The sequence below is a fragment of the Streptomyces sp. NPDC001851 genome (assembly GCF_040297165.1).
Lineage (GTDB): Bacteria > Actinomycetota > Actinomycetes > Streptomycetales > Streptomycetaceae > Streptomyces.
The window spans coordinates 28,480-43,400 of the sequence record NZ_JBEOYR010000045.1; the positions used below are offsets into that span (position 1 = coordinate 28,480).

15 protein-coding genes are annotated in these 14,921 nt (G+C 70.2%); 4 read left to right on the forward strand and 11 right to left on the reverse strand.

The window, feature by feature from the left end; all coding sequences use genetic code 11:
* Positions 1–31: 31 nt before the first annotated feature.
* Entirely contained in the window at positions 32–283 is a 252-nt protein-coding gene (locus tag ABT171_RS39705) for a hypothetical protein (RefSeq protein WP_351251551.1), read from the forward strand.
* A gap of 32 nt (positions 284–315) precedes the next feature.
* Here the strand turns inward: ABT171_RS39705 and ABT171_RS39710 are convergent, their stop codons facing one another.
* The 4 genes from ABT171_RS39710 to ABT171_RS39725 form a co-directional block, all read right to left on the reverse strand.
* Entirely contained in the window at positions 316–1,062 is a 747-nt protein-coding gene (locus tag ABT171_RS39710; protein WP_351251553.1) for a DUF6227 family protein, read from the reverse strand.
* Between the two features lie 155 nt (positions 1,063–1,217).
* Positions 1,218–2,435: a L,D-transpeptidase gene (locus tag ABT171_RS39715; protein WP_351251555.1), complete on the reverse strand. Its 1,218-nt coding sequence runs from the start codon at positions 2,433–2,435 to the stop codon at positions 1,218–1,220.
* A 152-nt stretch (positions 2,436–2,587) separates the two neighbouring features.
* Positions 2,588–3,622, reverse strand: a complete 1,035-nt coding sequence (locus ABT171_RS39720) for a P1 family peptidase (protein WP_351251557.1) — start codon at positions 3,620–3,622, stop codon at positions 2,588–2,590.
* A 40-nt stretch (positions 3,623–3,662) separates the two neighbouring features.
* On the reverse strand, positions 3,663–4,901 hold the full coding sequence (locus ABT171_RS39725) for a low temperature requirement protein A (RefSeq protein WP_351251559.1): 1,239 nt from the start codon (positions 4,899–4,901) through the stop codon (positions 3,663–3,665).
* A 135-nt stretch (positions 4,902–5,036) separates the two neighbouring features.
* Here ABT171_RS39725 and ABT171_RS39730 point away from each other — a divergent pair, with 135 nt between their 5' ends.
* Entirely contained in the window at positions 5,037–5,213 is a 177-nt protein-coding gene (locus ABT171_RS39730; protein WP_351251561.1) for a hypothetical protein, read from the forward strand.
* 19 nt (positions 5,214–5,232) lie between these two features.
* Here the strand turns inward: ABT171_RS39730 and mscL are convergent, their stop codons facing one another.
* The 6 genes from mscL to ABT171_RS39760 form a co-directional block, all read right to left on the reverse strand.
* On the reverse strand, positions 5,233–5,691 hold the full coding sequence (gene mscL, locus ABT171_RS39735) for a large conductance mechanosensitive channel protein MscL (protein ID WP_351251563.1): 459 nt from the start codon (positions 5,689–5,691) through the stop codon (positions 5,233–5,235).
* 138 nt (positions 5,692–5,829) lie between these two features.
* Positions 5,830–6,420, reverse strand: coding sequence for a CpaB family protein (locus tag ABT171_RS39740; protein WP_351251565.1), 591 nt, complete (start codon positions 6,418–6,420; stop codon positions 5,830–5,832).
* A 144-nt stretch (positions 6,421–6,564) separates the two neighbouring features.
* The gene (locus ABT171_RS39745; protein ID WP_351251567.1) at positions 6,565–7,398 is read right to left on the reverse strand and encodes an S-methyl-5'-thioadenosine phosphorylase; all 834 of its coding nucleotides are present in this window, start codon (positions 7,396–7,398) and stop codon (positions 6,565–6,567) included.
* Between the two features lie 99 nt (positions 7,399–7,497).
* Positions 7,498–7,806 carry an FmdB family zinc ribbon protein gene (locus ABT171_RS39750; RefSeq protein WP_351251568.1) on the reverse strand — a complete coding sequence of 103 codons (309 nt, stop codon included), beginning with the start codon at positions 7,804–7,806 and terminating at the stop codon, positions 7,498–7,500.
* A 67-nt stretch (positions 7,807–7,873) separates the two neighbouring features.
* Positions 7,874–9,172: an MFS transporter gene (locus tag ABT171_RS39755; RefSeq protein WP_351251570.1), complete on the reverse strand. Its 1,299-nt coding sequence runs from the start codon at positions 9,170–9,172 to the stop codon at positions 7,874–7,876.
* 275 nt (positions 9,173–9,447) lie between these two features.
* Positions 9,448–10,974, reverse strand: a complete 1,527-nt coding sequence (locus ABT171_RS39760; RefSeq protein ID WP_351251582.1) for a potassium/proton antiporter — start codon at positions 10,972–10,974, stop codon at positions 9,448–9,450.
* Positions 10,975–11,166: 192 nt separating this feature from the next.
* Between ABT171_RS39760 and ABT171_RS39765 the strand changes: the two genes are divergently transcribed.
* A complete protein-coding gene (locus tag ABT171_RS39765; protein ID WP_351251572.1) occupies positions 11,167–14,001 on the forward strand; it encodes a penicillin acylase family protein in 2,835 nt (944 codons plus the stop codon).
* A 69-nt stretch (positions 14,002–14,070) separates the two neighbouring features.
* On the opposite strand, the gene ABT171_RS39770 is transcribed toward ABT171_RS39765, so the two are convergent.
* Complete coding sequence (locus tag ABT171_RS39770) at positions 14,071–14,715, reverse strand: 5-formyltetrahydrofolate cyclo-ligase (protein WP_503078702.1); 645 nt, start codon at positions 14,713–14,715, stop codon at positions 14,071–14,073.
* Positions 14,716–14,784: 69 nt separating this feature from the next.
* Between ABT171_RS39770 and ABT171_RS39775 the strand changes: the two genes are divergently transcribed.
* The coding region (locus ABT171_RS39775) for a sugar phosphate nucleotidyltransferase (RefSeq protein WP_351251584.1) at positions 14,785–14,921 on the forward strand (137 nt) is incomplete at its 3' end.

Genomic DNA, 14,921 nt, shown 5'->3' on the forward strand with positions numbered 1-14,921 from the left:
AAGTCCCGGACCGTGGTGTGTACTGGGACGCATGCCTGAGCACGTCCCGAGTCTCCAGTTGGCCGGCGCGGCCGTCCTCACCCTGGCCGGTGCGGTGTGGGTGATCGGCGTCCTGCGCCTGCTGCGTCGCTTCCGAGCGGAGGCCGTCCGCGAGCTCCCGGCTGCCCGTCTTCCGGTCCTGCCGACCCAGCGCAAGTCCGGACCCCCGTGGGAGTCGGTGGAACTGACCCCGGCGGAACGGGACGCCTTCGCCGGGCTGGTACGGCAACTCGGCGATCACTGACCGGCAAGGGGCCCGCGACACCGCCCCACGCGCTACCCCTGTCGCGCCGCGCGCCGCTCCATGGCGTCCCGCGCCGCGTCCTCCGACATGTACACCTCGCACATGTGCCGCCCGTCGGGCGTCGCCGTGTGCTCGACCTCCCACAGGGAGATCTCGCTGTCGTCCGGCAGCAGGAACGCGTGCTCGTACAGCGCGTAGCTCAGCCCCGCGCGCCCGGCGCGCCCCGGGCGCCCGAACGCCTGCGTGATCTCGTGCGCGATCGCCGTCGCCAGCAACGCCGCCGTCTCCGCACCGGGACGGTCCGGGTTCTCCGCCCGGCGCAGGAGCCGCCGCGCGTGGTCCGCCGAGTCGTCGGAGGCGAACACGTGCCGGGGCTCGGGAATCGCCCACAGCCGCATCAGCGCGGGCAGCTCGAACTCCGGTGCCTCCGGCGGCATTCCGAGCCGCGAGGTGGCCGCCTGCAGCTCCTCCTCGTCGACATAGACCTCGTGCTCCGGGGGGCCGCCCGGCATGGCGTTGTGCACGAGCTCCCACAGGGTGACCGCGGAGCCGTCGGCGAGCAGCCAGGTGTGCCGGTACGTCTCCCGGTGCAGCCCCGCGCTGTGGTACGCGGAGTGCAGCGAGCTGTCGTGGACCAGCGCGCAGTCGAGCTGCCGTATCACCTCGTCGGGCAGCTCGAAGGAGTTCAGGGCACGGCCGAGGAGTCGCGCGAGGTGCTCCTCCGGAGACTCGGGCGACTCGGCTGGTTCGTACGCTGCTGTCTCGTACGGAACGCTCAAGGTTTCTCCCGGCGTTGCTGCATGTCACCTTGTGGGTGCATACGGTAGCCCCTCGGTCGGACATCATGTCCGGGAACCGAGAAAACGTGCCGGGAAAACGCGCGGGCCGCGCGAAAAGTTCCCGCGCGGCCTCACGTGGCGTCAAAAACTGCAGATCAGGCGGAGCTGCCCGCGGTCCAGGCGCTCCACGACATGTTCCAGCCGTTGAGTCCGTTGTCGGGGGCGACGGTGGTGTCCGGGGAGTTCTTCACGATCACGACGTCCCCGACGAGCGAGTTGTCGAAGAACCACTTGGCGGACGTGGCGCCCTGCGCGCCCTGCACGTCCGCGAGACCGACGCAGCCGTGGCTGGTGCCCTCCCGGCCGAAGGGCGGGTTGCCCTTGCTGTACCAGTAGTTGCCGTGGATGAACGTCCCCGACGACGTCAGCCGCATCGCGTGCGGCACATCCGGGATGTCGTACTCGCCGCCGAATCCGACCGTCGAGCCGTTCATACGCGTCTGCACGAACTTCTCGGCGATCACCATCTGCCCGTTGTACGTGGTGTGCTGCGGACTGCCCGCGGAGATCGGCACCGTCTTGACCGTCTTGCCGTCCCGCACCACGGTCATGGTCTGCGTGTTGACGTCGACCGTGGAGACCTGCGACCGCCCGACGGTGAAGGAGACGGTCTTCTTCTGCACCCCGTAGACGCCCTTCGCGCCCTCGACCCCGTCCAGGTCGATGTTCATCGTGACCTTGGAGCCGGCCTTCCAGTACTCCCGCGGCCGGAAGTCCAGCCGCCGATCCCCGAACCAGTGCCCGACCACCTGCTGGCCACTGCTGGAGTCGACCGAGATACGCGATTGCACGGTCTTCTTGTCGGTGATCGACTTGTCGAAGGTGAACGACACCGGCATCCCCACCCCGACCGTGCTGCCGTCGTCCGGCGTGTAGGTGCCGATGAAGCTGTTCGCCGACGTGACCGTGGTGAAGATGGAGTTGGCCGCGGCGGTACGCCCGTCCGCGTCCTTCGCCGTCGCGCCGATCTCGTACTTCGTGCCCCGCTCCAGCTGCTGCTTCGGCTTCCAGGTGCTGCCGTCCGCCGATATCGCCCCGGCCACGGTCCGACCCGTCCCCGCCACGGTCATCTTCACGTCGGTCAGCTTGCCGCCGCTGACCTTCACCCCGGTCGCGTTGATGGACGCGCCGGTCGAACCGTCCTTGGCCGAGATCACGACCTTCGCCGTCGACGTCTTGGGGGAGTCCTTGCCGTCCTTGCCGTCGCTGGTCGCGTTGGCGCTGCCACCGCAGGCGGTCAGGGTGAGGGCGCCGACCAGCATGGCGGCACAGGCCCCCAGCGCGCGCCGCGCTGCAATGTCCGGCGTTGTCACGGGCTGCTCCAGGTTCATGTGATGTGCGTGATCCGTTCCAGTGCGTGAAGAAAGAGCGCACCGGCGCCCGGGAAGGTTCCCTCCAACCCCCGTCAAACGCCATCACGTGACAGAACCGCGACAATTCCAGCCCGACGCACGGGCCGCCCACCTCACCACCCCTGTCGCACCCCGTACAACTCCTCGTACGACGGCCACGTGCCGCCCGGCCCCGCGACCGACTCGGCGGCGCGCACGCCCCGCGCGATCGCGCGCGTCACGACATCCGCGCCGGCGGCGAGGACGCCATTGAGCTCCAGCGGGTGCTCGGACAGCGAGCGCGCGCCGGTCGCCAGCGCGAACACCGTGTCCCCGTCGTTCATGAGGTGTACCGGCCGGACGGCGCGCGCAATCCCGTCGTGCGCCGTCCCCGCCAGCTTCTGCGCCTGCGCCTTGGAGAGACCGGCGTCGGTTGCGACCACCGCCAGCGTCGTGTTGAGCGGGGGCGGCGCGTTCTTCGCAGCGGTCTCGGCGAGGCGCCGGCGCGCGTGCTCGTGCACGCGCCCCTCGGGATACTCCACCCTCCCCTGAAGCAACTCCCCGTACAGCGCCCCCGTCCCGGGCTCGATCACCGACCCCGCAGCGTTCACCACCACCAGCGCGGCCACGGTGACCCCCGAGTCGAGCACCGTGCTCGCCGAGCCCACCCCGCCCTTGATCTGCCCCGCCACGGCGCCCGTACCGGCCCCGACGCACCCCTCCGCCACCCGGGCGCCCGGCGCACTCGCCGCGGCGGCCTCCACCGCCGCGCGCCCCGTGGCCGCGTCCGGCCGCGCGCGAAAGTTTCCGCCGCGCCCCAGGTCGAAGACACACGCGGCCGGCACGACCGGCACGACGTGCGCCGGGTCCGTCCCCACCCGCACCCCGCGCCCCTGCTCCTCCAGCCAGGCCATCACGCCGGACGCAGCGTCGAGCCCGTACGCGCTGCCGCCGGTCAGTACGACCGCGTCGACCCGCTGCACCACATTGCGCGGGTCGAGCGCGTCGGTCTCCCTGGTGCCGGGACCACCGCCGCGCACGTCCACGGCGACGACCGCTCCGCCCTCCGGAGCGAGGACGACCGTGGTGCCGGTGAGCCAGCCGTCCCCGCTGCGGGTCGCGTGACCCACCCGCACCCCGGCGACGTCGGTGATTGCGTCAACTGTCATGACGGCCAGTCTGGCCTGCCACGCCCCCCGGGAGGAGAGCTCAGCCCGCCGGAGCGGGGGCGTTCGCCGCACGCTCCCGATGGACCATGCGCGCCGTCAGCGTCACTCCGGTCACCACCGCGGCCGAGGTCACGAGCCCCGCCGCGAGCACCGCCCAGGCGCCCAGGAAGGTGCAGCAGATCACCAGCAGTGCCGTGACCGGCAGGACCAGCTGCTGGGCGATGCCGACCTTGAAGTGCCGGGAGTGAAGCGCCCAGACGGTCAGCAGATACAGCGCCGTGGGCAGCGTGACGGCAGCCGACGCGGACAGGGCGGAGATACGGGCCTTGCCGGCCGCGTGTTCCACGGCCACCTCCAGACCCGCGCCGATCGCCGCGGCCGAGGCGAAGATCAGATAGTGCCCGTAACCCCACAGGAACGCCTGTCTGTTGGAGCGCAGATGGCCGTGGATGGGCACCACGAAGTAGATCCACCATGCGGAAAAGACGATCAGGAGCCCGCCCGCAGCGATCGGCAGCAACTCGCCCAGCGCGTGGTGCTCGTCCACGGCCGACTTCACGGCCACGGTCGCCGCGGAGATCGTCTCGCCGAGCACGATGATGGTGAACAGGCCGTACCGTTCGGCGATGTGGTGCGGGTGCCAGGAGGACCCGTAGCCCTTCTCGGCGAACAGCGGCACGCACATCTCCGCGACCGCCATCACGAGGAACACCCAGGGCCGCGCGGGTTCGGGCAGCAGTACGAGGCCGAGCCAGCCGATCTGGCACAGCAGCACACCGCATGCGTACCGCAACGCCATGGCTCTCTGCGCGCCCTCAGCTGATCTCGCGGCTCTCAGCCATTGCGTGGCCATCGCCAGCCGCATGATCACATAGCCGAGCCAGACCACCAGGAAGTCGTGATGCTGGAAGGCCCGGGAGATGCCGGCCGCCAGCACAAGGACGCCGGCGATCTGCACCAGGGTGACGACCCGGTAGAGCGCGTCGTCGTTGTCATACGCCGAGGCGAACCAGCTGAAGTTCATCCAGGCCCACCAGATGGCGAAGAACTGCATGGCGTAGTTGAGGATTCCACCGCCCGCGTGCCCTTCGGCGACGGCGTGCACCAGCTGCACACCCGCCTGTGCGATCGCCACGACGAAGCACAGGTCGAAGAAGAGCTCCAGCGGCGAGGACACCCGGTGCGCCTCGTCGCGCCCGCGCGCGGTCAGCCGTCGCAGCGGTCCGGAGGGCTGTGGGGCGCCCGAGGGGGCGGGCGCCGGGGCGGAACTCGACGTCATGCCTCTCAGCACACCAGAAAAGCGGGCAAAAGGCCTTGCGAAGGCACCAGCAGACAGTGAACGCAATCACAAGCCGCTCCCGCCGGGGGAGCCGGCCGCGCGCGGGCGCGCGGACCGGGACCGTACCCTTGAGGCATGCCCACCGCCCCCGAATCCGAGCCCCCCGCCCCGAAACCCGCGCTGGTCTTCGACGACCCGCTGGACCAGCAGTCCTCGGACGACACCGATCGCGGCTGGGGCGAGCGCGCGGACGGCGACAGCGCCGCCGACCTGAAGCGCTTCCTGGACGAGAAGCCGCCCCACCACCTCTGAGCCGTCCGCAGCAACGCCGCTAGCGCGCGTCGTGCCCCGACCCACGCTGTGCGACCAGCGCGTCGCGGATCTCCTTGAGCACCTCCAGCTCGGTCACCTCCATGACCTCCCTCGTGCCCTCCCGCGCCGCCTTGCGGGCCGCCTGCCGGGCCAGGTACTTCGACATCGGCAGAACCATCAGGAAGTACACCACCGTCGCGGTGATCAGGAACGTCAGCGTGGCACCGAGGACAGAGCCCCACATCAGCCGGATGCCGTGGGTCCCTTCGCACCTGGCGCTCAGGCATGAGCTGTAGTTGTCCAGGTTCTGCGTGCCGATCGCGCCGACCAGCGGGTTGATGATCCCCTTCACCACCGAGTTGACGATGTTCGAGAAGGCCGCGCCGATCACCACGGCCACGGCCAGGTCGACGACGTTGCCCCGCATGAGGAAGGCCTTGAAGCCCTGCCAGACGCTCGATTCCTGCTTCGCGCTCACCTAGGCGACTCTCCTCGCATGCACAGGGTGTGGAATGACACGCTCCGCAACCTACGGCACGGTGAGGCCATCCTGTCCAGTGCGAACGCTCGATCCAGCGACGTGACAGCAAGCAGCCCAGGAACTTTCCGAGACGGTTCAGCACAGCGTCACCGCCAGGCGTGCCGTGGCGCTCGCGCCGACGAGCCGTGCCGCGGTGGTGCGCGGCACCGACAGCACGACCAGCGCCCCGCTCTCCGCCCCGCCCTCCAGGGGCTCGGGCACCCTGGTCACCCGCACACCGCGCGCGAGGACCCGGGCGACGCCCCCGGGCGACGCGCCCTCGGCAGCGAGGACGTCGACACGGTCGCCGGGCCGCAGGAGGCGGACCGTGGCCGCGTCGGCGATCCGCACCGGCGCGGTCACCACGTCCACCACCGCGTGCCGGCGTACGGGCTGCGTGACCCGGTGGCCGCGCGCCTGTTCCGCGCGGTGCGGTTCGGCCCCGCTGCGCGGCCCCGCGGCGACGAGCGCGGCCGCGGTCACCGCGAGACCGGCGGCGATGGCCCGCCTGCGGTGCCGTACGAGCCGCTGCAGCTGATACCGCCCGCCGCGCACGCGCACCGGAGGGAACTGCGGGATCTCACAGGTCGGCGGGGCGTCCGTGCCCAGCGGGCGCGGGAGCCGGAGGGGAGGCGGGAACGGGGGAGGAGACGAGGACGCATACGGGGACGACGAGGACCGGGGCATGGGAATCACCGCCTGCGACGAGGAATTCGGTTGGCGGTGCCACGATGAGGCCTCGCGCCGAATCCCGCCGGAGCCGGTGGATCACGGACGAACTGTGGATATCCCGCCCACTCGAACGGGCAGCTCCGGATCGTCTAGCGAGAGCTACGGCAGCTCGAAGCCCGGATCCATTCCGCCGAGCGCGTTCACACACAGACAGTCCCGTGCAGCGCTCTCCGGCAGCGCCACCACCGCGTCGAACAGCACGCCGCGCAACCGGTCCACGTTGGCCGCGAACACCCGCAGCACCTCCTCGTGCGAGACGCCCTCGCCGGTCTCGGCGCCCGCGTCCAGGTCGGTGACCAGGGTCAGCGACGTGTAGCACAGCTCCAGTTCCCGGGCGAGCGCCGCCTCCGGGTGACCGGTCATGCCCACCACCGACCAGCCCTGTGCCTGGTGCCACAACGATTCGGCACGCGTGGAGAAGCGCGGCCCCTCGACCACGACCAGCGTGCCGCCGTCCACCGGCTCCCAGTCCCGCCCCCGAGCGGCCTTCAGGGCGACAGCCCGTCCGGTGGGGCAGTAAGGATCGGCCATGGACACGTGCACGACGTTCGGCACGGTGCCGTCGGGCAGCGGCAACCCGTCGAAGTACGTCTGCGTCCGGGACTTCGTACGGTCCACGAACTGGTCCGGCACGAGCAGGGTGCCGGGGCCGTACTCCGGCTGCAGCCCGCCCACCGCGCACGGTGCGAGAACCTGCCGTACGCCGACGGAGCGCAGCGCCCACAGGTTGGCGCGGTAGTTGATGCGATGCGGCGGCAGGTGGTGGCCACGGCCGTGCCGGGGCAGGAAGGCGACCCGGCGGCCGGCGATCTCGCCGAGGAAGAGGGAGTCACTGGGCGGCCCGTAGGGGGTCTCCACCTGGACCTCGGTCACGTCGTCGAGGAACGAGTAGAAGCCCGAGCCGCCGATTACGCCGATCTCTGCGTTCGCCATGACCAGCACACTAGCGGGCGGCCGAACCGCGGGGGAGCCGGTACCGACGAGCGCCGAAGACCCTGCCGTCGTACGACGGCAGGGTCCGGGAGAAAGAGGTCAGGCGGCCGAGCTGCTGGCGGAGCCGGCCGCGGAGGACGTCGAGGACGACGCCGTGGCCGACGTGGACGACTTCGAGTCGGCCGAAGACGTGCCGGACGACTTCGACGCCGGGCTGCTGCTCGACGTGGAGCCGCGGGAGTCGTTGCGGTAGAAGCCGGAGCCCTTGAAAACGATGCCGACCGCGGAGAACACCTTCTTCAGGCGGCCACTGCAGCTGGGGCACTCGGTCAAGGCGTCATCAGTGAACTTCTGCACCGCCTCAAGGCCCTCGCCGCACTCGGTGCACTGGTACTGGTAGGTCGGCACTGTCTTCCTCCTGGCACTCTCACTCGATGAGTGCTAACGACGGTCCATAGTGACGTATTCCCGGGAATCAGTCCACCGTGACCGGCACGCGGTGACCGACGCCACGTGCGACGGTGCGGTTCTGCGGCCGCGCGACCAGCCGGGAGCGCAGCGCCAGCAGAGTCACCAGCGCGAGCACGGTGCCCGCCATCGGCACCAGGAACCCCGCACCGTCCCACAGCCGGTCCTCCAGCTGCCCGGCGGCCGTGACGGCGGCCGCCTGACCGAGCGCGACCGCGCCGGTCAGCCAGGTGAAGGCCTCCGTGCGGGCGCCTGCCGGGACCAGGCCCTCGACCAGCGTGTAGCCGGTGATCAGCGCCGGCGCGATGCACATGCCGACCAGCAGGCCGAGCCCGGCGAGCAGCAGCACCGAGTGCGCCGTCCACAGGGCGGACGCGACGATCGCGAGCGCCGTGTAGCCCACGACCAGGCGCCGCTGGGGGGCGGCCTTCCAGGCGATCGCGCCGCACACGATGCCGGACAGCATGTTCCCGGCGGCGAAGACGCCGTACAGGACACCGTTCAGGCCGGGCTCGCCGATCGACTCGGTGAACGCCGCGAGCGACACCTGCATGCCGCCGAAGACGGACCCGATGCCGAGGAAGGTCACGACCAGTACGCGCACACCAGGCACGCGCAGGGCGGAGCCGTGCTCCACGCGTGCGTGTCCGCTCTCACCGCTCACCGACGGCTGCGTGCTCTTCTGCGCGGCGAACAGCAGCCCGCCCACGAGGGTCAGCGCGCCCTCCGTGATCAGGCCCGCGGCCGGCGCCACGGTGGTGCACAGCGCGGTCGCCAGCAGCGGACCGAAGACGAAGGTCAGCTCGTCCGTGACCGACTCGAACGCCGCCGCGGTGGTCATCAGCGGCGAGCCCTGCAGCTTCACGCCCCAGCGGGCACGGACCATGGGGCCGACCTGCGGGACCGAGGCGCCCGTCGGGACGGCCGCCAGGAACAGCGCCCACAGGGGCGCGTGCGCCAGCGCGAGCGCCGTCAGGGACAGGCCCGCAAGCGTGTGCACGAGGACGCCGGGGACCAGCACGGCGCGCTGGCCGTAGCGGTCGGCGAGGCGGCCGCTGTACGGCGCGAACAGCGCCATCGAGACACCGGTGGCGGCCGCGGTGGCGCCTGCGGCGCCGTACGAGCCGGTGGTGTGCTGCACGAGCAGCACGATGGAGAGGGTGAGCATCGCGAACGGCTGGCGCGCCGCGAAACCGGGGAGCAGGAAGGTCCAGGCGCCGCGGGTGCGCAGCAGCTGTCCGTATCCCGGGCGGGACGAGGCCGGCGAGGTCTTCTCCGGTTCGGTGGTGGTGACCGTGGATACCACGGCCCGTGCCTTTCTGCCGCCTGGTAGCGCGGGCCGTGTGGGCCCGGGCGCCGAGAGCTGTCCTCTTGCGCGGACTGCGGTAGATGCCGGCGCCCACTGCGGGTGGGTGGACCCGGCCGCCATACGGTCGCGCCAGCTCTGCGTCAGGCAGAGTTGGTTCGATCAGGGTGCGCCTTCATGCTACAGGGATCAGCGCCGCCCACGGCTGTGAAAACGAGCACCACCCTCGCAGCCGCCTGGGATTTCACGGGGCATGAACTCCCCGAAACGCGCCCTCAACGCAAGCTGCCCGCCCCGTTCGTACCCAGCCAACCCGCCAGCTTGCCGCCGTGGGCGACCGCGCGCAGGCGTCGCTCCGCCGCGTCGCGCACCGGGTCGGTGGCGACGACGAGCAACTCGTCGCCCCGGCGCAGCACGGTCATGGGCAGCGGAACAAACGATTTTCCTTCGCGGACGACGAGCGTGACGGCGGCCCCCGGCGGCAGGCGCAGCTCGCTGACCTCCACACCGTGCATCCGCGAGCCCTCCGGGATCGAGACGGACAGCAGGTGCCCGCGCAGCCGCTCCAGGGGCGCCGACTCGATGCCCAGGTCGGAGGCCTCGCCCTGCTCGCCCAGGCGCAGCGTGCGCGCCAGCCACGGCAGAGTCGGCCCCTGGACGAGGGTGTAGACCACGACAAGCACGAAGACGATGTTGAAGATGCGGCGGCTGCCCGTGACGCCGTTCACCATCGGGATCGTCGCCAGGATGATGGGCACGGCGCCGCGCAGCCCCGCCCACGACATGAGGGTCTGCTCCTGCCACGGCACGCGGAACGGCGCCAGGCTGAGCACCACGCTCAGCGGACGGGCCACCATGGTCAGGACCAGCCCGATGACGAGGGCGGGCCAGACGTCGTCGCCCAGCTCGTGCGGGGTGACCAGCAGGCCGAGCACCACGAACATGCCGATCTGCGCGATCCAGCCGAGCCCCTCGGCGAAGCCGCGCGTCGCGGGCCAGTGGGGCAGCTTGGCGTTGCCGAGCACCATCGAGGCCAGGTAGACGGCCAGGAAGCCGCTGCCGTGCGCCAGGGCGCCGGCGGCGTACGCGGTGACGGCGATGGCCATCACGGCGATCGGATAGAGGCCGGAGGCGGGCAGGGCCACGTGCTTGAGCCCCCAGGAGCCGAACCAGCCCACGGCGAGCCCCAGGGCGGCGCCGATCGCCAGTTCCAGGGCTATCTCGCCCAGCAGGACGTACCAGTGCTCGACCGGGCCGGCCGTACTGAAGGCGACGACCAGGATGACCACCGGGGCGTCGTTGAAGCCGGACTCCGCCTCCAGCGCGCCCGTCACGCGCGCGGGGAGGGGAACTCTGCGCAGCACCGAGAAGACCGCCGCCGCGTCCGTCGACGACACCACCGCGCCGACGATGAGCGCCTGCCGCCACTCCAGCCCGACCAGATAGTGCGCGCCCGCCGCGGTGACCCCCACGCTGACGGCGACACCGGCGGTCGCCAGGACGGAGGCGGACGACAGGACCGGCCTGATCGCCTTCCACTTCGTGCCCAGACCACCCTCGGCGAGGATCACGACCAGGGCCGCGTACCCCATGACCTGGGTCAGCGCGGCGCTGTTGAAGTGGATCTCGCCGATGCCGTCCTGGCCCATGAGGACGCCGATCGCCAGGTAGACGAGCAGGCTGGGGAGCCCGCTGCGGGAGGAGATCCGCACGGCCGCGACGGCGACGAGCAGGACCACGGAGCAGACGAGCAAGAGCTGGTTGAGGTGGTGAACAGTCAGCGGCGGTTCCTCCCCTGAAATCTCCGGTTACTTCGTTACCTTACCTAACTCTTGACGCTTTCTTGACGCTCGGCGGGGCAAGATCGAACGCCCGTGCGTGCTGGTTCCCGACTCCGCGTCAAGGCGGACAGGGCCCTGCGCCTATGGTTGCTCCAGCGCTCATTCAAAGTCACAGCCCGACCTGCCGCTCGCGTTAGGACAGCAAGGACAGCGATGCCCCCCAACACCACCGCCACAACGGGTGACACCGCCACCACCGGTGCCGCGCCCGCCAAGTCCGGCAGGAAGAAGGGGCGCAAAGCCCGACTGATGGTGCTTGTCCTGGTACTGGCCATCATCGGAGGCATCGCCTACGGGGCGTACTGGTCGATCAGTACCGTCCGCGCCTCCTTCCCGCAGACCACGGGAACGATCACACTCCAGGGCCTGTCCGGGCCGGTCGACGTCAAGCGGGACGGCAACGGCATCCCGCAGATCTACGCGTCCTCCGACCAGGACCTGTTCATGGCGCAGGGGTACGTCCAGGCGCAGGACCGGTTCTACGAGATGGACGTGCGCCGGCACATGACGTCCGGGCGCCTGTCGGAGATGTTCGGCAAGAGCCAGGTCAAGAACGACGAGTTCCTGCGCACGCTCGGCTGGGACCGCGTCGCCAAGCAGGAGTACGACACCAAGCTGTCGGCCGCCACGAAGAAGTACCTCCAGGCGTACGCCAAGGGGGTCAACGCCTACCTGCAGGGCAAGAGCGGCAAGGACATTTCCCTGGAGTACGCCGCCCTCGGCTTCACCAACGACTACAAGCCGGCGAACTGGACCCCGGTCGACTCCGTCTCCTGGCTGAAGGCGATGGCCTGGGACCTGCGCGGCAACATGCAGGACGAGGTCGACCGCGCCCTGATGACCAGCCGGCTCGGCCCGCAGCAGATCAAGGACCTCTACCCGGAGTACCCCTACAGCCGCAACAAGCCGATCGTGCAGGAAGGCCAGTACAACGAGCTGACCAAGTCCTTCCAGCAGGGCACCGCCACCGGCACCTCCCAGGGCGCCGGCGCGACGGGCACGTCCGGCACCACCCGCGGCGCCACAGGCGCCTCTGGGGGCGCGACGGGCTCGGTGGGCTCTTCCGCCGCCGGTACGACCGGATCGACGCTCAGGAGCCAGCTGGGGGGCCTTTACAGGGTCCTGGACGACGTTCCCACCGCCGTCGGTGTGAACGGCCAGGGCATCGGCTCCAACTCCTGGGTGGTGTCCGGGAAGTACACGATCAACAAGAAGCCGCTGCTCGCCAACGACCCGCACCTGTCGGCGTCCCTGCCGTCCGTCTGGTACCAGATGGGCCTGCACTGCCGCAGCGTCTCCAGTGCGTGCCAGTACGACGTGACCGGCTACACGTTTGCCGGAATGCCCGGTGTGATCATCGGCCACAACGCGGACATCGCCTGGGGCATGACCAACTCCGGGGTCGACGTGACCGACCTCTACCTGGAGAAGGTGAGCTCCAACGGCTACCTGTACGACGGCAAGGTCCGGCCGTTCAAGACCCGCGAGGAGACCATCAACGTCGCCGGCGGCTCCTCGAAGACCATCGTCGTGCGCCAGACGCAGGACGGCATGCCCCTGCTGTCCGACCGTGACGACGAACTCGTCGAGGTCGGCAAGAAGGCCACCGTCAACGCCGCCGCCCCCGACCGCGGCGACGGCTACGGCATCGCCCTGAGGTGGACCGCGCTCGACCCGGGCACCTCCATGGACGCCGTCTTCGCCCTCGACAGGGCGGCGAACTGGAGCGACTTCCGCCAGGCGGCCGCCCTGTTCGACGTGCCGTCGCAGAACCTGGTCTACGCCGACACCGACAACAACATCGGCTACACACTGCCCGGCAAGATCCCCACGCGCTCCGCCGCCGACGACGGCTCCATCCCCGCCCCCGGCTGGGACTCGAAGTACCACTGGACCGGCTTCGTCAAGCAGAACGAGCTGCCCTACGAGTACAACCCCAAGCGCGGCTACATCGTCACCGCCAACCAGGCCGTGGTCGACAAGGGCAAGTACCCGTACACCCTCACCACCGACTGGGGCTACGGCACCCGCAGCCAGCGCATCGCCGACCTGATCCAATCCAAGATCAACAACGGCGGAAGGATCTCGACCGACGACATGCGGCAGATGCAGCTGGACAGCAGCAGCGAGATCGCCAAGCTCCTGGTGCCGAAGCTGCTGAAGATCAACCTCAACGACAAGAACGTGCGCGATGCGCAGAAGCTGCTGGAGGGCTGGGACTACACCCAGGACGCCGACTCGGCGGCAGCCGCCTACTTCAACGCCGTGTGGCGCAACATCCTCAAGCTCGCCTTCGGCAACAAGCTCCCCAAGGAACTGCGCGTCAAGGGACAGTGCCTGTGGGTCGACAAGATCGACAGCACCGGCCCCGTCGACGACGACGCCAAGGTGCGCGAATGCGGTGAACGCGACGCCGACCAGGGACAGCCGGACGGCGGCGACCGCTGGTTCGAGGTCGTGCGCACCCTGATGGAGAAGCCGGACAGCGACTGGTGGAAGACGCCCAAGTCGGGCACGCGTCCCGCGGCGAACACCATGGACCAGCTCTTCGCCCGCGCCATGATCGACGCCCGCTGGGAGCTGACCGCCAAGCTCGGCAAGGACATCGACACCTGGAGCTGGGGCCGGCTGCACCGCCTGTTCCTGAAGAACCAGACGCTCGGCACCGACGGCCCCGGGGTGCTCCAGTACATCCTCAACCGCGGCCCCTGGAAGCTCAGCGGCGGTGAGGCCACGGTGAACGCGACCGGCTGGAACGCCGCCGGCGGCTACAACGTCGTCTGGGTGCCCTCCATGCGGATGGTCGTCAACCTCGCCGACTTCGACAAGTCCAGGTGGATCAACCTGACCGGTGCCTCCGGGCACGCCTTCAGCGCGCACTACACGGACCAGACGAGTCTGTGGGCCAAGGGCGAGCTGCTGCCCTGGTCGTTCTCGGGCAAGGCGGTCGACAACAGCACGAGCGACACACTCGTCCTCAGGCCATGACACGGTGACGACACGGAAACGGCCCTCCACGCACGCGTGGAGGGCCGTTTTCTCGTACCGGAAGTCCGCTCAGCCGCTCGGGAAACGGCGCACGCCCGAGGGCGTCACCACGGCGTGCACCGGCTTGTCATGCGCCTCCGCCGGGATGTGCGCGACCACCTCCGTGTCGTACAGAAGCACCACGAGCCGGGGGCGTGCGCCCGCGCGTTCCAGACGGGCCAGTACGCGGTCGTACGACCCTCCGCCGCGCCCCAGGCGCATCCCGCGCGCGTCCACCGCGAGCCCGGGCAGCAGCACCACGTCCGCGGCCGTCACGGCGTCCGGGCCCAGACGCGCGCCGGAGGGCTCGAAAAGCGCCATCTTCCCGCTGTGCCGGACCCGCGCAAGGGAGCCAGGGCCGGCGTATTCGCCCCAGTCCAGGTCGTTGTCGGGCAGGAGCGCCGGGAGCAGGACCCGTACGCCCCGCGCGCGCAGCGCGTCCAGCAGCGCCGCCGTGCCGGGCTCGCCGCCCACGGAGACGTACGCCGCCACCGTGCGCGCACCCGCCAGCTCGGGCAGTTCCAGCGCGCGCCCGGCCAGCGCGCGGCCCGTCTCGTCGACGTCATCGTCCGTCAACATGTTCCTCACCGAGAGGAACTCCCGCCGCAACTTCCGCTTGTCAGGCTCGCTCGCGCGTCCGTCGTGTTCCACGGCTCGTCCTTGCACTCTTCCCATGCGGCCATATAAGGGTCAACCGGCCGGAGCCACAGATTCCCTGCAAAGGCACCGGATAAGGTTGCGGGCATGACTCAGTCGCACCCCAGGATCAGCAAGGCTGTCATTCCCGCGGCCGGTCTCGGTACCCGGTTCCTGCCGGCGACCAAGGCCACTCCCAAGGAGATGCTGCCGGTCGTGGACAAGCCGGCGATCCAGTACGTGGT